Genomic DNA, 20,356 nt, shown 5'->3' on the forward strand with positions numbered 1-20,356 from the left:
GTTTAATAAAATTAAATTTACTCCACTAAGTAAATTAGTGGAGTAATATTTTAATACCTTGCCAACCGAGTTGTAGCGTTAATAACGTTAAAACGACTCTAAAAATACGCTTAAATTTATCCCCAGACATACTTTTAAGTAATTTAATTCCAAACCAAGTCCCTACAGCACCACTTATTACCATAGCAATTACAAGCGGCATCCATTGCCAAAAGCTAAAGCCAACAGCACCATAAATTACCGCTTTTAATAAATGCTGCACACTCATAATGCTCGAAAACGTTGCCGTAAATTTTAACTTTTCGTAATTATTTATATATAAACAGCTACCAACTAATGGCCCGCTCGCCCCCACAAACATAGAAACAAAAGTTGTTATGCCACCGGCGACCATGCGCCATAGCTTAGAGGTTAGTTTTACTGGCGGCGTTTTACCCCACAGTAAATAAATAACAAAAATAGCGACCACTAACTTCATAGCATCAAGCGATATATCATCAATTACAAAACTTGATAACCCCGCCCCTACTAAGCCGCCTAACGCAAAATATACAAACATGCTTTTATCAATATGCTTAAAGCTGAGTAATAACCTATTTGCATTAGAGCCAAGCTGTACTAAACCATGCACAGGCACAACAACTGCCATAGGCATAAACGACGCCATAACAACAAGCAACATTAGCCCGCCACCCGCACCAAATGCAGCAGATATAAAAGAAGTAAAGCCAGCGGTGATCATCATTAATAGAAACAAAAATAAAGACATACTGTCGGGAAATAAAAAGTCCATAAACTCCACTGCCTATTTAGGTACTTTAAAGTCGCAGTATTTTAAAAAATAAAAGGTACAACATACACCTATAGCAAGTGTTATAAGTCTCTATTTCAGGCAATGTATTATGTTGCGTTGTTTTTGCACTTTGTTTGCACATTTAACAAATATTATACATTCAACTTCATTACCGGATATTTCTGATGAGAAAACTTAACGCACTAATTTTAGCACCGCTTACAGTGTGCATACTTGCACTGGGCTTAGCTGCCTGTAACGGTAGTGATGCTGAAAATACCGTCGTAACTGAAACAACCACCGATGAGGGCACTACAACAGATACTTCAACCGATTTCGTTGTTGAAGTTGACCCTTTTAACTTTGAAAGCGATGCGCTCATTTCATCAATTACAACTCAAACATGTACGCTAAGTAATGGCGATGAAGCTTCATGCTACAAAATTGATATAGCCGGTGCGCCTTCAAATTACGAGATTGGTGTATTCTGCCCTAGAAATATCACATCAACAGCAGACGAAGCCGGTATTTGGTTTGATGGCACCGGTGAGGTTTACGATATAACTGGCGACTTTATTTTAAATCTACCAACATTGTATAACGATAGCCATTGGAAGCTATACGACGAAGGTACAGGCCTTGTAAATGTAACCGATACACAAGAATCGTGTGATGGTGCTGCACGTCCAAACGTAGAGGAGCAATACCAAAATCACTGCGTAGAATGCTCTATTGATTATGTTGATGGCGGTATATCAGAATCATTTTTAATACCAATAACGCCTGTTGCAACTACTCAAAATAGCAGTATTGGTAACACTAATGTAGGTGTTGCTCTAAATGGTGTTGTACTTGCTGCACCCGCCCCTGTTGAGGCTATTTTAGGCGCATACACTATTGCAGCCTTTGATGATTGCGCCGGGCATATTAACTTAGTAGCAGGTTATCACTACCACGGTGAAGCAGGCTGTAGCCAAACACAAATCCAATCAGACGGTCATGCCGCCATGATGGGTTATGCACTCGATGGATTTGGTATATTTGGCATGCTTAACGAAGATGGATTAGAACCCACTGATTTAGACGAATGTAGAGGCCACACCGACGATACACGCGGATACCACTACCATGCAGCCGATGTATCTGAAAACATGTTTATTGGTTGTTTTAAAGGTGCTACCGCAAGATAACTCGCATTCTGGCCAAATAATTAACTGAGATACTAATGAAAATATTTAACGTAATAAAAGCACTAACCACTGGCTTTTTACTTGCTACCTCATGCTCAGCGCTAAGTCATGCAGGCCACGGCTCAAACGCGCCTTGGGAAGCATGTGAAGAAAAAGCCATTAATGAAGGTTGTAGCTACACAAGCCATGATAAAAAAGCGACAGGCACATGCCAAGCAATGAACAAAGTACTTATGTGCGTTCGAAATAAACCACTTGAAACATTAATAGACAAAGCAACCCAATCTGCCAGTGATCAAAAGCAATCTGTAAAATCACTCGCAAAACGATAAAGTAAAGTAACAGCTACACGCCAAAGTCTTAACGCTGTTTGTTAAGGCTTTTTTTAATCACAAATCATTAGAAAGCATACCCTTTATCTGTTAAATTAGCTTTGTGTATCAAATAATAAAAATAGAATTCCAAAAATGGAATTACACAAGCAAGGTACTAACGTGAGCGCTACATTTAAAATTGTTTTTAATGGTCAGTTATATCAAAATACTGACCTTACCTCTGCCCAAGAAAAACTTAGCCAACTTCTAAATATTCCTCATAATATTGTTGTTCAGTTATTTGATGGAAAAGCTTACGCTTTAAAAAAAGACTTATCGAGTATTGATGCTGTTAAAACAGAATCCTCACTAAAAAAGCTAGGATTAATTACTAAAGTAGAACCGCAACTCTCTACTGTAATCTCTCAATCTCAAAATAATCAAATAGCACTCACTGAGCACAGTAAAAATACAGATAAACACATTAGTGAAAGTACTGAAGTCAAAAGTATCTCAGTACAAAGTGAACGCCTAGATACGGGCAAAGCCCCAAATACAGCTGCCGCTATTAAGCAAAGTTATAATAAATATAAACTACTGCGTAACACTTTAAAAAGCGCATTGTACTTTTGCTATAGCGCACTTTGTATTATTACCTTAATAGGCGTAGTGATCAGTGTTAATGCACTGAAAAACAACTTTGGCACTCTAAATAACGGAACTACAAATAACACAACTACAAACAACTTAAGTTACCAAAATTATAAACAATATTTGATTGATCAAAATAGCCTAAATCAACCAGCAAAAAAAGTAACAAACGAGCAAGCAGCTAGCCCTACACAGCAAAAAAGTAATGAGTACTTTAGACGCTTTTCATCGCTAATAAATAGCTACGCGCAAAGTACAGGACAAGCTGATATAAAAACGATGGGGGGCGATAAATTACAACAGCACCTGCAAGAAATAGATGACCTAGGCCCTAAAAATGAATTTTGGCAGCAACTGGTACAACTTTCAAAAGGCTTAGATAACGATAAGCATGTAATAGGGATGCTAAACAATACTGATCCCGCCAAAGTACAATGGATAAACGCGGTAGATTGGATCAGCCAAAGCTATATTAGGCAACAGCAAAACTCGCAAACTACAAACAATTCTCCTGTCACTACCTACGAGCCAAGTAACCCTATACTTAACCTAACGTTGTTAATAAGTATGCTGTCGTTATTTAGCCTGCTTGTGATTGCAATAAAAATGAAGCTACGCGCAATAAGACATTCTTAAACTTTATTTTATAAATTCCATAAAAAAACCCGCAAATTTGAATTAACAAATTTGCGGGTTTCTTATGGTTTTCGAATAACGAGTTCAAAAACCTTTATTGGTGGAGCTGGGGGGATTTGAACCCCCGTCCGAAAAGCCTCGACCGTCGGTACTACATGTTTAGTATTGTCATTTAATTAACCTTTAAGTCCCGGACAAACACGGTAAATAAAGGCGAGGCCGCTTAGTTTTAACGCTTCAACCCCGGCCAGGGTTTCCGTCGCGATCAGGTGTTAGGGTGACACTCCAAAATCCAGTCCACAAGAATACATGGAAGGAGCGCTAGCCAGCCTAAGCTGCTAGAGAGTAGTTATCGTCGTTTGCGATTACTTTAGGTTGCGGCTGTTTAACGAGGCAAACCGCACCTCGACATGCACCTTGGGCTTCTTGAATTCCGTCGAATCCTAATCAGCCCCTGAATTAGTAACTCAATTCAGAGCGTGCAAACAGTATAACTGAGTAAAGTACTGATACTCAAGGCCTAATAACGCTTTATTTTAATTGCGTGCACTAACCGAGCATTAAGTAACCAAAATTTAGTTTATGCAAGCCCATATAAACATTTGCTTAACAATGTGTTTAACCTGTGTTCAAATAAGGAGTTAAGGTTTTTGTCATTTCTAAACCTTTAGTTGTAAAAAACAAAAATAATAACAGGCATAGAGTAGGGAATTAATAAATGTCGGTTTTTTCATTTGATCAAAATACAGGGTTTGTCTCTTTAGTTAGTCACCCTATTGATAGTGGCTTTCCTGTTACGAGTACTCAGCTTACGCAAATGCTCGAACAATCTGAGTTTAGTGAGTACGAAGCTGTCATTGCCAATATTGGAAAGCTTTTTGCGCCAACTAAAAACTATCAGGAAGTATCACTTGTCGTTGCTAAAGCGGTAGATGCGTCGCTTGTCATTAATATTGATGAAAAAAACATGGTCGCAGAAGCAACATTAACTACCGCTAAAGGTGGTGCGCTTTTGTCTATGGAAGGTGCGCAAAAAGCGCTTGCTGATGCAGGTGTTAAAAAAGGAATAAGCCCACGCGCGCTTGATACCTTTTTAGGCCAGCAGTTTGAAAAACCAGCAGGAAGCTCTTATAGCGCCATAATTGCACATGGGCGTAATCCTAAAAAAGGCAGCGATGCTAAATTTGTGCGCTTATGTTCAACAGCCCAAGACCGTGTGCTTAGCCCACAAGCTAAGGAAGGTGGTAAGGTTGATATGAAAAATCTTGGCGCTATTATCACCGTAAAACCTGGTACTCCCTTAATGCAGCGTATTGCCGCTACTCCTGGAGAAGATGGCTATACGGTATTTGGCGATTCAATTAGTGCAAAACCAGGTACAGATCACCAACTCCAGCCTTTCGAAGGTACAAAAGTAGATCCTGATAATCCTAATATGCTTATTGCCGACTGCAAAGGTGTGCCCGTTGCCCTACCCCGAGGTATGCGTGTAGATGACGTTTTATGCTTTGATAACGTAGATGTAAGTACAGGCCACGTTGATTTTGATGGTAGCGTAATTATTACTGGCGATATTAAAGACGGCATGCGTGTAAAAGCCAATGGTGATATTACGGTACTGGGTTTTGTAGAATCAGGAGCTGTTGAAAGTAAAAGTGCGGTAACCATTATGCTTGGCGCAATTGGTAGAAAACGTGAAAGCGAGGAAGCATTTACATGCTCTATAACCGCTCAACGAACCATTTCGATTGGTTATGCTCAGTACTGCAATATTAAGTCCGAACAAGATTTATTTATTGAACGCCAAGCTCTACATTGTGATTTAAGTGCTAGGCGGTTAATACGTGTAGGTAAAGCAAACGATCCGCGAGGTAAAATTATTGGCGGTAATATCTTAGATGCTATGCGCATTGAAACGGGTGAGCTGGGCGCGCCAGCCGGTACTAAAACGCGCGTATTTTTAGCGCAACTCTGGTTTGAGCTTCGCCAAAAGCAAACACAAATAACCGATTTTGAAAAAGTACTTGCGACTAAAGTAACCGCTTTACAACAGGCTCGTGAAAAAGCGAGTAAAATTGCGGGGGCTGCTCAGCGCCAGCAATTCATGAATAAGATAACTGAAAATGAAAAGCATATAAAAATACGCTCTGCACATATTCATCGTCAAAAACTACTTATTAAGCAAAAAATAGTGCAATTACTTGCCAGTAGTCGTTTAAAAGTAAATGAATTAATGCACCCTGGTGTGGAGCTTAAAATAGCGAAAGATTCTAAACAATTTTCGCGTATTTACCCGCCCCACCTAGTTAAGCTAACTGAGGGTAAAATTACTCAGACGTTTTAGTTTCTTCGTCATTTTCAGTTTCAACTTCAGCGTCACAATCGTCGGTTGGCGCTAATGGCCAACCACCTAATTGCTGCCAGCGGTTTACTATTAAACAATAAAGCTCGGCTGTACGTTCTGTGTCGTAAAGTGCTGAGTGTGCTTGGCTGTTATCAAACTCGATACCTGCCGCTCTACACGCTTTTGCTAATACAGTCTGCCCTAACGCTAAACCCGCTAAAGATGTTGTATCAAAGCTTACGAACGGATGAAATGGTGTACGCTTAATGTTATTACGCTCTATTGCTGCATTTAAAAAGCCATGATCGAATGCGGCATTATGCGCCACAATAACTGAGCGTTGGCACCCAGCGGCCTTTTGCGCTTTGCGTACTACTTTACATATTTCTTTAATTACTTCGTCTTCAGGTACTGCGCCACGTAATGGTGAAAACGGGTCTATACCGTTAAAGTCGATGGCTGCTTGTTCTATATTAGCGCCTTCGAATGGCTGAACATGAAAATGAACAGTATGATCTATGCTGAGCAGTCCTTCGTCATCCATTTTTAAAACAGAAGCTGCTATTTCTAACAAGGCATCTGTCTCTTTGTTAAAACCAGCAGTTTCAACATCAATAACAACAGGAAAAAATCCACGAAAGCGTTTTGCGAAAGGTGTTTGCTCAGTATTTGCCATAGTCTTCTTTGTTTATACGTGTAAGCTGACTATTATGTCAAAATTGATGCCCCCTAGGCTAGGGGATTTAAGTATTTATTGCTTTAAAATTGTAGGCACATAACTTGCTTTAACTAATAAGTTAGTTACGTAGAGAACAAACTAATCATTGCAGTCGTTAATTTGCCAAATTATTGGCATTCCCGGATAGCTGGAGAGCACCATGAAGTATAAGTTGTTATTTATTAGCCTTAGTATAAGTGCAGTGCTTTGCAGTACTCACTCGCAAGCTGCTATGCGCCAATATACAGCAACCCAAGACAACTCCAACTGGGAAGTCGTTAAAACAACGCGCTTACAATGCCAATTAAATCATGAGGTTCCTTATTATGGGGAAGCTATTTTTAAAGCTTCAGCAAGTAAAAATAAAAACTTAACATTTAATTTAGACATGGTTGTACGCCCAGATAACTACGCAATTGCAGGTTTAAAAGCCGTGCCACCGTCTTGGCGAGCAGGCTTACCGGCCCGTGATATTGCAAATATGAAATTACTTAAAAAGTTTGATGGTGAGCTGGGTAATAAAACCGCATGGGAGATGCTTAGTGAGCTTGAAAAAGGCTACTACCCTACTTTTTATTATCGAGACTGGCAAAATAGTGCCGATAAAATTGCCGTTGGCATATCGAGTGTAAACTTTAAACAAGCTTACTGGGCTTTTTTACAATGCCGTGATGAGCTACTCCCTTACAGCTTTGAAGATATTTCGTTTACTGTAATGAACTATCAATCTAACAGCAGTAAATTAACTAAATCGTCGCAACAACGTCTTGATAAGATTGCTGAGTATCTAAAAAATGACGCAAGCATAGAGTCCATTAGCATTGACTCATACACCGATAGTTATGGCGGACGCTGGAATAACTTAGATTTATCGCGCAAGCGCGCCAAAACTATAAAAGATTATATGGTGAGCTTGGGTGTTGATGAAGCAAAAGTGCAAACCACCGGTTTAGGCGAAAAACGCTTTGTTGATAATAACGATAACATTTTAGGCCGAGACAAAAACCGTCGTTTAATTATTCAAATAGAGAAAATGTAGTAAAACTAATTTGCGCTTACTCTCTTTCGCTTTAAAAATTTATCACCAAATTGGAAAAACCCCAGACTAATTAAAATAATAACCGCACCAATTATTAGCTCTTGGCTTAATGGCTCATTGTTTAGCCAAGCTCCTAAGCCTAACGCAAAGCTAGGAGTTATGAGCGTAGTAAGTGATACCGTACTCGCATTTAGATTTTGCAGTACATGAAAATACGCCAAAGCCCCAACTAAAGATCCAAACACACCTAGATAACCAATTGCCCACAATGATTTTGCACTCCAGTTTTGTATATGCAACTGACCATCTAATAACCACCAAGCAATAAAAAAGAGTGGAGTTACAAAAACTAAGGCACCAAATGTTGTTGCCATAGGGTGAATCGCAATTTGTACGCGCTTAATCATCACACCACTTAAGCTAAAAAAGCAAACAGCCATAAACACATAAAGTAACCCGAGCCCTTGAGTTTGCGAGTTTTGTACTTGGTTATAACTAACAAAATATAAGCCGATTAGGGCGCACGCTAACGCCACTAATTTAATCGGGCTAAATTTAGGTTCATTTAGTAATTGCTGAGCAAGCAACCCTGACAAAATAGGTGCAAGGCCAAACATAAGCGAAATAATACCCGAAGGGACTGTTTTAGCTGCCATATAGCTCAACAACATACCGCCAAAAATACCTATACTCGAATAAAAATAAAGTAAGCATGCATTTTTGCTCCAAGGTACTCTAATGTTTGTTATGGCAACAATTAAACCACCTAAAAACAACCCCACCAGCATACGCATTAATACAGCAAGCGTTGGCGATACTGTTTCACTGCTCCACACAATCCCCAGTGGTGTAGTAGACCAAATGAGAACCATAAAAAAATACGATACTTTTACCGGCACATGCCAATCCTTAGCGTTTTATAACGCAATCCAACGTATATAAAATTATACCCTCACCACCCTATTTTAATACTTTTAAATGCATACAAGTCCTTAATAAATACAGTTGTAAATTGTAGGTTACATTTTAATACCGCTCTTTTATTACAAAACTATTTGAGATTTGAGTAACTAGTTATATCGTGCATGTATATTAATAATAATTAAGGTAATTAAGTGCTTAAAAATAAAACAACTGGGAGCATGTTAATTGTTGCAGGCACAACTATTGGTGCAGGTATGTTGGCATTGCCAATTGCATCTGCCGGGCTTGGGTTTAGTACCGCGCTTGCATTGATAATTGCTAGCTGGTTACTAATGACCTACACCGCACTACTCATGCTAGAGCTACACCAATATGCACCACGCGATGCAACGTTAAATACGTTGGCTAAATTATGGCTTGGAAAGCGCGGACAATACATCGCGAATTTTTCGATGGTTTTTTTATTTTACGCTTTATGCGCTGCTTATATTGCAGGTGGTGGTGCACAACTTCAAGCGCGTATAAATATAGGCTTTGATGTAAATATAGCCCCACAGTTTGGCTCTGTGATCCTCGCTGTTATTATTGCAAGTGTGGTAACGCTGGGCACTAGCAAGGTAGATAAACTAAACAGAGTGTTATTTACAATAAAAATTATTGTATTAGCTAGTTTGTTTTACATGCTAACCCCTTATGTACAAGGTAAGCATTTATTAGAGATACCTGTAGAGCAAGGGTTAATCCTTTCAGCTATACCGGTTATATTTACTTCGTTTGGCTTTCATGGCTCTATTCCTTCTATTGTTAAATATGTTGGTGTAGAAATAAAAGTACTGCGCAAAGTAATGATTGCTGGAGCCGCCCTGCCTTTAGTCATTTATATTTTTTGGCAACTACTTAGCCAAGGTATTATGAGCCAAGCTGACTTACTCAACAGCCAAGGCCTTAGTGGCTTTGTATCAAGTGTGGCAAGTATTGCGCATAACCCAAGTGTAGCAACGGCCGTTAAGTTATTTGCTGATTTAGCACTTGCGACATCATTTTTAGGGGTGAGTTTAGGGTTATTCGATTTTTTTGCTGATACATTTAAAAAAGGTGACAATAAAACGGACCGAATTAAAACGGCCTTAATTACGTTTATTCCGCCGCTTGGCTTTGCATTATTTTATCCTCAAGGCTTTATTATGGCTTTAGGTTACGCTGCAATAGCACTTGTCGTACTTGCAATATTTTTGCCTGCAGCAATGGTTTATAAACAGCGTACAACATCAAGTAAAACAGGCTACAAAGTTAAAAGTGGGAATATTGGGCTTGGCATAGCAGCTATATGTGGCATAACGATTATTGCTGCGCAGTTTATGCAAATGGCGGGGCTAATTCCAGCTATCGGTTAAAGCTTTTTGTATTAATTTAGATAATAAAAAACCGCATATCATTAGATGTGCGGTTTTTTTATATTAACTGCGTTTATTTACAAACGTCAGCTACAGCATTTGAAAAGTATTCAATATTTGACTGGCTAACACCTGCAACATTTACGCGGCTAGAACCTACAATGTAAATACCATATTCTTTTTGTAGGCGAGCAATTTGCTCTTTATTAATACCTAAGAAAGAAAACATACCGTTTTGGCGTTCAATAAATGAGAAGTCTTGCGCAATATCTTTAGTTGCTAAGCTTTCTTTAATTAAGCTACGTAAGCCATTTATGCGGCTACGCATTTCATCAAGCTCAGAGTGCCATAATTGTGTAAGCTCTGTACTGCTTAAAATAGTATTAACAATATCAGCACCATGCGCTGGCGGCATTGAGTAAATACTACGTACAACGCTTAGCATTACAGAGTTTGAAATATCTGCTGTTGCGCTATCTTTTGCAATTAGTGAACATGCACCAATACGCTCGCGGTATAAGCCAAAGTTTTTAGAACATGAAGAACAAATAATTAGCTCTTCTACTGCATCAGCTAAAATACGTAAGCCACGTGCATCTTCTTCAAGTGAAGCACCAAAGCCTTGGTATGCAATATCAACAAGTGGTGTAAAGCCAACTTCTTTTGCAAGTTCGGCAACTGTGTTCCACTGTGTTTCGTTTAAGTCCATACCGCTTGGGTTATGACAACATGCATGCACTAAAACCACATCACCTTTAGGCACTTGTTTAAGTGTGTTTATCATTTCATCAAACAGTAAGTCTTTATTTTCGTAATCGTAATACGGGTATTCTTTTACTGTTAAGCCTGCAGCTTCAAACAAGCTAATATGGTTTGCCCATGTTGGGTTAGTTACCCATACTGTTGCATCTGCATTGCAACGCTTAATAAATTCAGCTGCAACGCGAAGTGCGCCCGTACCACCTGGCGCTTGCGCAGTACGTACGCGATTTGCTAGCAATGCTTGATGTTCGCCTAGTAGTAACTGCTCCATCTTTTGGCAGTAATCTAAGTTACCCGCTAAACCAATGTAAGATTTGCTCATTTCGTTTTCAAGACGAAACGCTTCAGCTTTTTTAACCGCTTTAAGAACCGGTGTATTGCCTTGCTCATCTTTGTAGACACCTACACCTAAATCAATTTTATTAGGGTTTGTATCTTGTTTATAGGCCGCCATAAGGCCAAGAATAGGATCTGTTGGTAATGGTTTTAATACTGAGAACATTGGCTATCTCTTATCGTTATTTAGGGGTTAGCTGTTAAGCTAAGCTTAACATAAAAGCACATCATGTTGACTAGCGTTATTTACACTAGAAAGTGAGGAATTTTAATACAACATGCAATTAAAACGGCAAGCGTCTTTTCATCAAAAAAATCATTTTTAAAGGCTTCAGCATCTACAATACCAACACATTCATTTTGTGTATTAAATAAAGGTAAGCAGGTTTCTGATTTAACTTTAGGATCGCATGTGTAGTATTCACCACCTTGTGATAAGTACTCTTCAACGTTATTAATAATACGGCCCTTGTGAGATAGCGCAACCTGCACGTTATTACTACCTGCCGCAAATGCTTGCGTTAAAGGGAACAACGGACGACTAGGCGCACCATGATAAGCCAATTTTAATAGTTGCTTACCTTCACTAGTATTAGTTGATTGATAAATACCATACCAATCAACACTTGTTTGGTGCTCAATGTAGCTCACAATACTTTGTAAATTAGCTAGCTTGAACTGGGTTTGCTCATCATTTTCAAGATAATCAGTTAATTTGAATGGCTCATCTTGTAGGTAACCAAATAAACTACACGCACCGCCCTCGCCAAGCTCAGGTATTTGATACTCCCAACATACATCAGGCAAAGCTGTGTTTACTAAATGTAACTCAAGCTTTTCAAGCTCTGTTGAAATCAAAGCTGGATTAGCACTTAGTTGTGCTTTTTTTAGGTAAGAAGAAATCATTTGGCCATCCATACATCTAAAGTTTCGAGAATAATAGCATGGATATTTTTGCAGAGCTAGCTCAACTTGTAGCACATTTCAACTTGGTTACCGCTGGCGTTATAAGTTACCTTTTCGGCTATTTCTTCTAGTAAAGACACCCCTCTACCAAATTCATTATTAACCTTTGCCAACTCATCGTGCTTACTACTAAACCCTCGGCCTGAATCACAAATAATGAAATATAAACTGAGCGTGTCGGGGCAATAGCGCATATCAATAATAATCATCGCATCTGTAAGTTTAGCAAGAGCTGCCTCTCTTAATTCGTAATATCGAAAAAAGCCGTCTTCTTGTTTTTTAATCTCTGAGTTAAGCCCTAGTACACCATGATCAAGCGCATTGTTATAAGCCTCAGACAACAGTAAAAATATATTAGAACGATGGGCATTTAGCCCCCCAACACTGCTTAAGATATTAACAACGTCGTAAACGGGGTCTGTTTTTTTTATTTGTTCTGAGTTTAAACTCAAAGATAAATTAAACGCTAAAGTTGAGAATGCTTCTCGCTCTTGCTCCTCAGGAACTAAAGGCAGGCAGTTTAGTAAAACAATGCTTAAATCATCTTGCTGTTTAGTGCCATCTGCAAACTTAGTAACGTCAGCCACTATATCTTCGCTACTAATCATCGATTTACTTTTTAAGGTTTGTAAAAAACGCTCTTCCCCAAAAAATGTATCTTCTTTGTTTGCTGTTTCTATAATACCGTCGGTTGCTAATACTAGGCGTGTATTACTATTTGTTTCAAAGTGAATAACTTCATATTCAAATTCTTGGTCGTCTAAAATCCCCAGCGCCATATGTTGCGACTCTAATGTTTGTTTTACATTACCGTCTTTATCTATTAGGTACGCATCTGGCAGGCCGCCCATCCATGCAGAAATACTTTTACCGGATGCACTAAGCTCTATAATGGTTGCAGCACAAAACATGTGTCCAGGTAGGAGATTGTAAAGCAGTGTATTTAGCTCACAGGCAATGTCATTAATCGCCATGCCTTTTTGTACCATAGTATAAAAAACACGAGAGATAGGTAATGCACCAATAGCTGCCGCTAAGCCGTGCCCTGTAAAGTCTCCCAACATGCAATACAGATTGCCTATTGGACTTTGCGCCACTAAAAACATATCGCCGTTAAACATAGACGCCGGCGATAAATTAAAATCGAGGTACTCTTTAAACTTGCCTTGATTCTCTAATGAGTTATTAAAAATATGCTCAATTATTTCGTGTTCACGTTCAATTTGATTGTGATGATATTCAAGCAGTTTTTTTTGTTGATTTGATTTTTTACTTAGCTCTCTGGTGCGGCTATGTGCTTTAATTTTTGCATGCAAAATAACTTTTTCAAATGGTTTATGAATAAAGTCATCGCCACCTAACGCGAGGCACCGCTCAAAACTTGCTTGATCTTCTAAGGAGGTTATAAAAATAATCGGTAAGTAAACTTCACTATACTGCTGCTTTATTTTTTCAGCTGCTTCAAAACCATCCATTACGGGCATTAATACATCGAGTAAAACAATGTCTATTTGCTCTCTTTTAAGTACATTAAGTGCATCTAGCCCATTGTAAGCCACTGAAATTTTGTAACCTTCCTGCTCAAGCATTTTACTTAGTAAAATGCGATTGAGCGCCTGATCGTCAACAATCAACACATGTATCATTAGCTAATATCAAACTTTTTATCAAAACGTGAAATTTGTAGGATTTTTCTAAGCTGAGGCTGGCAATTACTTATTTCGATGGTTTGTACTTGGCTATCAATGGTTTTTTTCATGTTAAGTAACATGCCAAGTGCTGAACTATCCATATAATCAGTCTCTCTTAAATCGATAATAACCTTTACTGTTTTTTCGCTCATTTGAGCATAAGCTTGGCGAAACGATTGCACTAAATTAAAATCAAACTTACCTTTAATTTGTATTGTTAATGTAGTGCCATCGACTGATTCATTCTTAGTTAAACTCATAGTAAACTCCAATAATATTTCCTTTGAACTAAATATAACCTGTTAAAAGTATTTAGCAAAAAGAAAAACACACAACTTCAAATTTGCTATCATTTACACCAGTATTTAATTCATTTTTATCCACAAAGGTAAGGTATGAGTGATAGTCACTTAGTATATTCAACTAGTACGGGTCGCATTGACCAGCCGAAACCAGAAAAAGAGTTGCACGCTAAACTTTTTAAAGATGGTTTTATTCGCATTGAGCGTCAAACTAAAGGGCGTAAAGGCAAAGGCGTAATGCTAGTTGTTGGCATTGATCTAAAAGATCACGATTTAAAAAAGTTAGCTAAAACTATAAAAAGCAAAATGGGCCAAGGCGGCGCAGTAAAAGAAGGCATTATTGAAGTACAAGGTGATGACCGAGATAAACTAAAAGGCATTTTAGAAGCGTTAAAATTTAAAGTTAAAATTGCGGGTGGTTAACCCGCAATTTTATTAACTAGTTACTTCGCTATTTGCGAGTTCATTTAACCTTTCATACAAATTCGGTAGTTCGTGCTCAGCAATTGGCTTACTAAAATAATAGCCTTGCACAATGAAGCAATTATTATTTTGTAAAAACTGCATCTGCTCTATTGTCTCAACTCCTTCTGCGACCACGTCTAGCTTTAACTTTTGCGCCATGGCAATAATAGCTGCAGTGATTTCCATATCATTCGTATCCTCAGGGATATCTTTTACAAATGAACGGTCAATTTTCAATATATCAACCGGGAACCGTTTTAAGTAACTGAGCGACGAATAACCTGTACCAAAGTCATCAATAGAAATAGATATACCTAATGCTTTAAGCTCGTGCAATTGTGTAATGGCTGCCTCTACATTACCCATTAGCATGCTTTCGGTCAGCTCTAAATGAAGGCGCTTTGCTGAAACACCCGACTTAATTATCATTTTGCTCAGTGTTGTAACTAAGCTTGAGTCTTTAAACTGGCGGGCCGATAAGTTTATCGATATATTATTTTCTAGACCTTGTTCTGCCAATCTTACGGCAAAATCACAAGACTCTTGAAGTACCCATTCACCTAATTCAACTATAAGGCCTGTCGCTTCTGCAATAGGAATAAATTTATCTGGAGGGATTGCGCCTTCAGTTGGGTGGAACCATCTTAATAACGCTTCATAACCAACGACCTGATGAGTACGGCTATCAACTTGAGGTTGGTAGTAAACTACAAATTGCCTTTCTTTGAGCCCTATACGTAACTCATTTTCGATAAATAAACGCTCATTTGCGGCCGCGTTTAATTCTTGGCTATAAAAGTGGAAGGTATTACGTCCTTTTGCTTTTGCCTCATACATTGCCAAATCAGCATGTTTGAGTAACTGATCTTCCTCTAAGCTATCGTAAGGAGCCATAGTTATACCAATACTTGCACTGACAATAACTTCATTGCTACCTAGTTTTATGGGCACGTTCAGTGTTTTTTGAATTGTATTGGCAACATCAGCCGCGTGAGCTTGGCTTTCTATACCACTGAGCAACACTGCAAATTCATCACCACCTAAGCGCGCTATGGTGTCCTCGGCTCGTAAACGTTTTTTAAGTCTGTTTGCCACTTCAATTAATAATTGATCGCCAGCATCGTGCCCTAATGTGTCGTTAATACGCTTAAATTCGTCTAAGTCAAAGTAAAACAAAGCAAATGCATAATGCCCGCGCTCTGCTAATGCCATTGATTTACGCAATTGCATTCTAAAAAACGTTCTGTTGGCAAGTCCCGTAAGGGTGTCAAAGTAAGCCAGTTGTTCCATTTTACGCTGGCTTTCTTTTACAAACGAAATATCTTGTGCTGATGCTACATAACTGGTTATTTCACCGCCCTCTTCACGAATTGGCGAAACACTTAAAGACACCCAAATTGGCTCTTTGTTTAAACCAGCTATTAATGTGTCCCCGCGCCAGTAATTACGGCTGCGTAAATCTATGTCTATATCTTCAATTAAAATAGACATTTCTGAGGCAATAATATTAAGTAATGGTGCTCTATTAAAATGGCTTTCTGGATAGCCTGTCATTTCGAGCATTTTGGGGTTTACGTACTCAATGACAAAATTTTCATCGGTGATCACAACCCCAGTGCCCGAGAACGCGACCGCTTTAGATAAACGATTAGCTGCTTTTTCAGCAATTTCTTTTTCTGTAATTCTTTGGTTTAAACCATCAATAAGTTTGCGGATTTCTACCGTCATGTCTCTAAATGAGCCATTAAGGGTACCAATCTCATCTTTGTTTTCTGGCGGAAACTCTGTTGTTAGCTGACCTTTACCAAAGCTTGTTACTGCATAAACTAAAGTATGTAAACGGCGAAGCACTAGTTGATAAAGCGCCTGATGCAGCAATAAGGCAACTAATATTGCGTATAAAATAAAGAGTCCAAAAAACTTCAGTTTTAAATCTTGTAACGCAGATAACGTTGATGAACGTTTTTTATAAACCCCTATGTACCAATCTAAATCATCAATTTTACGGATATTAATAATGTGAGCTTCATCATTTTGTTCAAATGAATTGGCGTATTCTGGTAACTTCACCGCAATTGCATCGTCAATAATTGACTGCAGTTCTGGGTTTACAAATTCGTTAGTAGCGAGTGCTTTATTGTCACTACCGTAGTCAGCTAATAATGCAGGGTTTAGGTTGGGATGGGCTAACAATTGCCCTTTACTATCAAATACAAGTAAGTGTTTTTCTTTATCGCCAACAGGTAAAAATGAAATAAGTTTGTTAAGGGAAATATCGCTTCCCGTTACACCTAAAAACTCGTTATCAACATACACCGGCACTAGTAAGCTAATAACCCACTTTCGCCATACTGTATCGTAATAAACTTTTGACCATGCAGGCTCTCGCTCTGACCCCAACATACTTTTAATATATTTATACGTTGTACCTTGCGTAACTCTAAACTCGGCTGGTGCATTTAATGCCCAGTTTGGAGGAGAAACACGAATGAAATCGTCATCGGTAATTAAATAAAAGTTAAAAAAGTCATGTACCAGAGTCGGAGAAATTATACGCCATAACATTTCAGAATCATTAAATAGGCGTTTATAAAAAGGAGAGTAATTTTGCTGTGGTAAAAATGCTGCTGATAATCCGTCAGCCGAGGCACTTCGAATGGTACCATCGCTATTAAACTGTAACTGTGATTTATTACCTAAATTAATTGGTGAATTAGATTGAAAAAGCTGCTCTGTCACTACGTTATTAGCTTGCTGAGCAATATTTATTTTTGTTTTAATACGCTCATTAAACTGCTTCACTAATAAATCTGTAGAGCTTTTTAACACCTCATGTTCTTCAAAAACAAGTTGTTTCTCTTCAGATTTAAGCATTAAGGCAGCCGCACATACCCCTGCTATTAAACAAATAGCAGATATAAGCAGTGAAAGTTTTACACTTAAAGAATTCAATCCAAAACGAGATGGAGGCCGTCTGTAAACCACGGGTCAACCTTAATTATTAATAATTGTTATTATTTGAACCAGTTAACGAAATATACCAGATCCGCATTCATATTTATAAATTATTTGTAAAGTTTCTATAATAACCACCTAAGGTAAATAAATAGTACCCTAAGCTTATTTAGATCTTTATTGACATTGTTGGCAACTCTCCATACATTAACCGTATGAACATATTTATCTCTCGCACTTTTTTTTCGTTTTTTAGCTTCTTTATATAGAAGAGGCTTCCCTGTTTGTGAGATAAAATCAATCGAATAGTAAAGCCTCCCAACCGGGAGGCTTTTTTGTTTTTGCTGTGTAATAACAGCCTACTTTTGGAATGAGGATACCAAAATGACAAATGATGTATTAAATGCACTAAGACACGATATAAATGAAATAGACTCCGACTTACTCGTGTTATTAGCTAAACGCCGTCGCATTAGCCACGGTGTGGTTGAATATAAAATCGCCAACAACAAGCCAATTCGCGATGAAGCACGTGAACTCGCGCTTCTAGAAAAATTAATTGGTTATGGTAAGTCACTGGGTTTAGATGCTTACTACGTAAATAATGTGTTTCAAACTATTTTGGAAGATTCAGTTTTACACCAACAAGCAATGTTACAAAAAAACCTTAATCCAGACGCACTGAGTGAAACACACCGTGTAACTTACTTAGGTGGTCAGGGTTCTTATAGCCAGCTTGCATGTCATAAATACTTTAGTCGCCGCCCTGGTAAATTAATTGAAATTGGCTGTACATCGTTTGACGAAATAACAGGTAAAGTAGAAAACGGCCAAGCTGATTTTGGTTTATTACCGATTGAAAACACAAGCTCTGGTAGCATTAACGAAGTATTTGACTTATTACAGCACGCACAAGTCTCTATTGTTGGAGAAGTCACTCACAGTGTAGAGCATTGCTTACTCGCAAACCCTGATACTGAACTTAGCCAACTAACAAAAGTATTTGCACATCCACAACCATTTGCACAGTGCAGCCGTTTTTTACAGGGCTTAGGTGATTTACAACATGAAACTTGTGACTCTACATCAAGCGCATTACAATCAGCTCTAAACACACCAAATAGTGCTGCAATTGGCTCTGCACAAGCAGGAAAAAATGTCGGCCTTGAAGTCATCAAATCAAATCTTGCTAATCAAAGCGAAAACCATAGCCGCTTTATTGTTGTTGCGCGTAAACCTCTGCAAGTGTCTAACCAAATTCCAACTAAAACTAGTTTAATCATGTCGACAAAACAGCAAGCGGGCTCACTAGCCGATGCGTTGATGATTTTTAAACAGCATAAGATTAATTTAGTAAAACTTGAGTCGCGCCCAACTCCGGGCAATCCGTGGGAAGAAGTATTTTATGTAGATCTTGAAGCAAACTTAGCTGATAGCCAAGTAAAAGAAGCGCTAGAAGAACTTAAAGAACACACCCAATATGTGCGTATTTTAGGCTGCTATCAAAGCGAGTCATTGCAGGCAGTAAGCGTTAATACTTAATACACACTTTCATAATTAAAAAGGGCCGATATCGGCCCTTTTTAGTAAAAAGTGACAAGTATTAGTCTAAAACTTTTGAATCATTCGCTTTATTTAATAAGCTTCGGCTTTGTGTTAAAAAGTGCTCTGTTGAATCAGAAAAGTAAACTTTCGCCTGCGCAAAAGAATCAATAAGCGCTGCTTTATCTCCTGCTTTTAATTTTTCCAATGTACTTGCAAAAGTGTCTTGGTACTGTGCGAGCAGGCTCTCTACATCATCGAATTGCGCTAACATAATATCTGAGTACAACTCCGGCGACTGCGCAAATAAACGCCCTACCATCATCAGCTCTAATTGATAAATGGGTGACGAGCAACTACGTAACTCTTCTAGTGTATGACTTTGTTTTGCTAAAAACTGTCCGTACACAAATGTTGTTAAATGGCGCATTACCTGAATAATTTGCATTGCTTCGTCGTGCTTTTTAGCATCAAGCTCAACAAGCTGACAACCCCATACTTGTAACTGCTGTAACAAGCCTTTTGCCGCTTGGTGCTCTCGCCCTTCACATACAACGACCGTTTGTTTTACCCAATGTGATATGTCAGGGCCAAACATAGGATGCAAACCAACCACAGGGCCACTGTGCGCAGCTTTTAGTGCTTTAATAGGCGATTGCTTTACCGATGTAATATCAACTAGTAAACAGTCATCATCTAGTTTAGGTAACTTAGCAACTACTGCGTCCAATGCATTAATTGGTACGCTAATCATTACCAGCTTGGCACCTTTTAAAATATTTTGCGCATCGTTTTGCTGATCTTTATCTAAAACTTTAACTTCGTAACCTGAGCGAATAAACTGCTGAGCAAATAGCTGCCCCATAGCACCTTGACCACCTACAATAACAATTGGCGAAAGCTCTGACGCTGCACATGCAAGTTTTGCTTGTTGGTTTTGATAGGCTTCTCGCATCATGCGTCTTAGTATATCTTCAACTAGATCGGGGCTTACATTTTGATTTATTGCTTCTTGTCTTCTTGCCGCTAATAGCTCTGCTTCACGATTAGGTGCATGCAAAGGCGCGCCTGTTTGTTGTTTTATCTCACCAATTTTTTGCGTAATACCATTACGTTTAGCAAGTAAGGCAACAAGTTGTGCGTCGCATTCATCTATACCTTCTCTCAGCTGTGCTAAATCACTTATATCAGCCACGTTCATACCACCTTAAAAAACAAATAACGTAAATATAAATTTACATAAAAGTAAACTAATCAATACGATAAATACTAACAGGATCAGCTAATTGATAAAAGGCTAAAGCTTAAATTTTACTAATAAGGAAATAAGAATT

At 38.5% G+C, this 20,356-nt stretch carries 17 protein-coding genes, 1 other RNA gene and 1 other annotated feature; of the genes, 8 read left to right on the forward strand and 10 right to left on the reverse strand.

Annotation, left to right across the window (positions count from 1 at the left end; genetic code table 11):
• Positions 1 to 34: 34 nt before the first annotated feature.
• Positions 35 to 793 carry a sulfite exporter TauE/SafE family protein gene (locus H5116_RS05205; protein WP_182715678.1) on the reverse strand — a complete coding sequence of 253 codons (759 nt, stop codon included), beginning with the start codon at positions 791 to 793 and terminating at the stop codon, positions 35 to 37.
• A gap of 185 nt (positions 794 to 978) precedes the next feature.
• Here H5116_RS05205 and H5116_RS05210 point away from each other — a divergent pair, with 185 nt between their 5' ends.
• The 3 genes from H5116_RS05210 (at position 979) to H5116_RS05220 (ending at position 3,584) form a co-directional block, all read left to right on the forward strand.
• Positions 979 to 1,983 carry a YHYH protein gene (locus H5116_RS05210; protein WP_182715679.1) on the forward strand — a complete coding sequence of 335 codons (1,005 nt, stop codon included), beginning with the start codon at positions 979 to 981 and terminating at the stop codon, positions 1,981 to 1,983.
• Positions 1,984 to 2,018: 35 nt separating this feature from the next.
• A complete protein-coding gene (locus H5116_RS05215) occupies positions 2,019 to 2,315 on the forward strand; it encodes a hypothetical protein (protein WP_182195342.1) in 297 nt (98 codons plus the stop codon).
• 135 nt (positions 2,316 to 2,450) lie between these two features.
• On the forward strand, positions 2,451 to 3,584 hold the full coding sequence (locus tag H5116_RS05220) for a hypothetical protein (RefSeq protein WP_182715680.1): 1,134 nt from the start codon (positions 2,451 to 2,453) through the stop codon (positions 3,582 to 3,584).
• 98 nt (positions 3,585 to 3,682) lie between these two features.
• Here H5116_RS05220 and ssrA read toward each other — a convergent pair.
• Positions 3,683 to 4,039, reverse strand: a transfer-messenger RNA (tmRNA) gene (ssrA, locus tag H5116_RS05225).
• Between the two features lie 263 nt (positions 4,040 to 4,302).
• On the opposite strand from ssrA, the gene H5116_RS05230 reads away from it, so the two are divergent.
• Positions 4,303 to 5,928, forward strand: a complete 1,626-nt coding sequence (locus H5116_RS05230) for a DUF342 domain-containing protein (protein ID WP_182715681.1) — start codon at positions 4,303 to 4,305, stop codon at positions 5,926 to 5,928.
• Here H5116_RS05230 and rnt read toward each other — a convergent pair.
• Positions 5,912 to 6,604 (reverse strand): ribonuclease T, encoded by a 693-nt coding sequence (gene rnt / locus H5116_RS05235; RefSeq protein WP_182715682.1) that lies wholly within the window; start codon positions 6,602 to 6,604, stop codon positions 5,912 to 5,914. The genes H5116_RS05230 and rnt overlap by 17 nt on opposite strands.
• Before the next feature lie 202 nt (positions 6,605 to 6,806).
• Here rnt and H5116_RS05240 point away from each other — a divergent pair, with 202 nt between their 5' ends.
• Complete coding sequence (locus H5116_RS05240; protein ID WP_182715683.1) at positions 6,807 to 7,685, forward strand: OmpA family protein; 879 nt, start codon at positions 6,807 to 6,809, stop codon at positions 7,683 to 7,685.
• 5 nt (positions 7,686 to 7,690) lie between these two features.
• On the opposite strand, the gene H5116_RS05245 is transcribed toward H5116_RS05240, so the two are convergent.
• Positions 7,691 to 8,584 (reverse strand): DMT family transporter, encoded by an 894-nt coding sequence (locus H5116_RS05245; RefSeq protein ID WP_024595662.1) that lies wholly within the window; start codon positions 8,582 to 8,584, stop codon positions 7,691 to 7,693.
• A gap of 216 nt (positions 8,585 to 8,800) precedes the next feature.
• Here H5116_RS05245 and H5116_RS05250 point away from each other — a divergent pair, with 216 nt between their 5' ends.
• Complete coding sequence (locus H5116_RS05250) at positions 8,801 to 10,003, forward strand: aromatic amino acid transport family protein (protein WP_182715684.1); 1,203 nt, start codon at positions 8,801 to 8,803, stop codon at positions 10,001 to 10,003.
• A gap of 73 nt (positions 10,004 to 10,076) precedes the next feature.
• On the opposite strand, the gene H5116_RS05255 is transcribed toward H5116_RS05250, so the two are convergent.
• The 4 genes from H5116_RS05255 to H5116_RS05270 all read right to left on the reverse strand — a co-directional run bounded on the left by H5116_RS05255 (position 10,077) and on the right by H5116_RS05270 (position 14,018).
• On the reverse strand, positions 10,077 to 11,267 hold the full coding sequence (locus H5116_RS05255) for an amino acid aminotransferase (RefSeq protein ID WP_002962951.1): 1,191 nt from the start codon (positions 11,265 to 11,267) through the stop codon (positions 10,077 to 10,079).
• 80 nt (positions 11,268 to 11,347) lie between these two features.
• Positions 11,348 to 12,007, reverse strand: coding sequence for a GAF domain-containing protein (locus H5116_RS05260; RefSeq protein ID WP_182715685.1), 660 nt, complete (start codon positions 12,005 to 12,007; stop codon positions 11,348 to 11,350).
• Positions 12,008 to 12,063: 56 nt separating this feature from the next.
• Complete coding sequence (locus tag H5116_RS05265) at positions 12,064 to 13,713, reverse strand: SpoIIE family protein phosphatase (RefSeq protein WP_182712753.1); 1,650 nt, start codon at positions 13,711 to 13,713, stop codon at positions 12,064 to 12,066.
• Entirely contained in the window at positions 13,713 to 14,018 is a 306-nt protein-coding gene (locus tag H5116_RS05270) for an STAS domain-containing protein (protein ID WP_149602997.1), read from the reverse strand. Before H5116_RS05270 ends, H5116_RS05265 begins: the two co-directional genes overlap by 1 nt.
• A gap of 135 nt (positions 14,019 to 14,153) precedes the next feature.
• On the opposite strand from H5116_RS05270, the gene H5116_RS05275 reads away from it, so the two are divergent.
• Entirely contained in the window at positions 14,154 to 14,483 is a 330-nt protein-coding gene (locus H5116_RS05275) for a stress response translation initiation inhibitor YciH (protein ID WP_182715686.1), read from the forward strand.
• Positions 14,484 to 14,495: 12 nt separating this feature from the next.
• Here H5116_RS05275 and H5116_RS05280 read toward each other — a convergent pair whose 3' ends face one another.
• A complete protein-coding gene (locus tag H5116_RS05280; RefSeq protein WP_182715687.1) occupies positions 14,496 to 17,510 on the reverse strand; it encodes an EAL domain-containing protein in 3,015 nt (1,004 codons plus the stop codon).
• Positions 17,511 to 17,702: 192 nt separating this feature from the next.
• Positions 17,703 to 17,820 (forward strand) — a sequence feature (Phe leader region).
• Between the two features lie 44 nt (positions 17,821 to 17,864).
• Between H5116_RS05280 and H5116_RS05285 the strand changes: the two genes are divergently transcribed.
• Positions 17,865 to 19,022, forward strand: coding sequence for a chorismate mutase (locus tag H5116_RS05285; protein ID WP_002962945.1), 1,158 nt, complete (start codon positions 17,865 to 17,867; stop codon positions 19,020 to 19,022).
• 61 nt (positions 19,023 to 19,083) lie between these two features.
• On the opposite strand, the gene tyrA is transcribed toward H5116_RS05285, so the two are convergent.
• Complete coding sequence (gene tyrA, locus H5116_RS05290; RefSeq protein ID WP_182715688.1) at positions 19,084 to 20,217, reverse strand: bifunctional chorismate mutase/prephenate dehydrogenase; 1,134 nt, start codon at positions 20,215 to 20,217, stop codon at positions 19,084 to 19,086.
• Positions 20,218 to 20,356: the final 139 nt, after the last annotated feature.

The sequence above is a fragment of the Pseudoalteromonas sp. SG45-2 genome (assembly GCF_014164115.1).
Lineage (GTDB): Bacteria > Pseudomonadota > Gammaproteobacteria > Enterobacterales > Alteromonadaceae > Pseudoalteromonas > Pseudoalteromonas distincta.

Excerpts from the sequence above, each read along its gene's own strand:
- H5116_RS05205 (WP_182715678.1), bottom strand. The coding sequence starts at position 793 with ATGGACTTTTTATTTCCCGACAGTATGTCTTTATTTTTGTTTCTATTA.
- H5116_RS05215 (WP_182195342.1), top strand. The coding sequence starts at position 2,019 with ATGAAAATATTTAACGTAATAAAAGCACTAACCACTGGCTTTTTACTT.
- H5116_RS05265 (WP_182712753.1), bottom strand. The coding sequence starts at position 13,713 with ATGATACATGTGTTGATTGTTGACGATCAGGCGCTCAATCGCATTTTA.
- H5116_RS05230 (WP_182715681.1), top strand. The coding sequence starts at position 4,303 with ATGTCGGTTTTTTCATTTGATCAAAATACAGGGTTTGTCTCTTTAGTT.
- H5116_RS05255 (WP_002962951.1), bottom strand. The coding sequence starts at position 11,267 with ATGTTCTCAGTATTAAAACCATTACCAACAGATCCTATTCTTGGCCTT.
- H5116_RS05240 (WP_182715683.1), top strand. The coding sequence starts at position 6,807 with ATGAAGTATAAGTTGTTATTTATTAGCCTTAGTATAAGTGCAGTGCTT.
- H5116_RS05275 (WP_182715686.1), top strand. The coding sequence starts at position 14,154 with ATGAGTGATAGTCACTTAGTATATTCAACTAGTACGGGTCGCATTGAC.
- H5116_RS05210 (WP_182715679.1), top strand. The coding sequence starts at position 979 with ATGAGAAAACTTAACGCACTAATTTTAGCACCGCTTACAGTGTGCATA.
- H5116_RS05220 (WP_182715680.1), top strand. The coding sequence starts at position 2,451 with ATGGAATTACACAAGCAAGGTACTAACGTGAGCGCTACATTTAAAATT.
- H5116_RS05260 (WP_182715685.1), bottom strand. The coding sequence starts at position 12,007 with ATGATTTCTTCTTACCTAAAAAAAGCACAACTAAGTGCTAATCCAGCT.
- H5116_RS05270 (WP_149602997.1), bottom strand. The coding sequence starts at position 14,018 with ATGAGTTTAACTAAGAATGAATCAGTCGATGGCACTACATTAACAATA.
- rnt (WP_182715682.1), bottom strand. The coding sequence starts at position 6,604 with ATGGCAAATACTGAGCAAACACCTTTCGCAAAACGCTTTCGTGGATTT.
- H5116_RS05285 (WP_002962945.1), top strand. The coding sequence starts at position 17,865 with ATGACAAATGATGTATTAAATGCACTAAGACACGATATAAATGAAATA.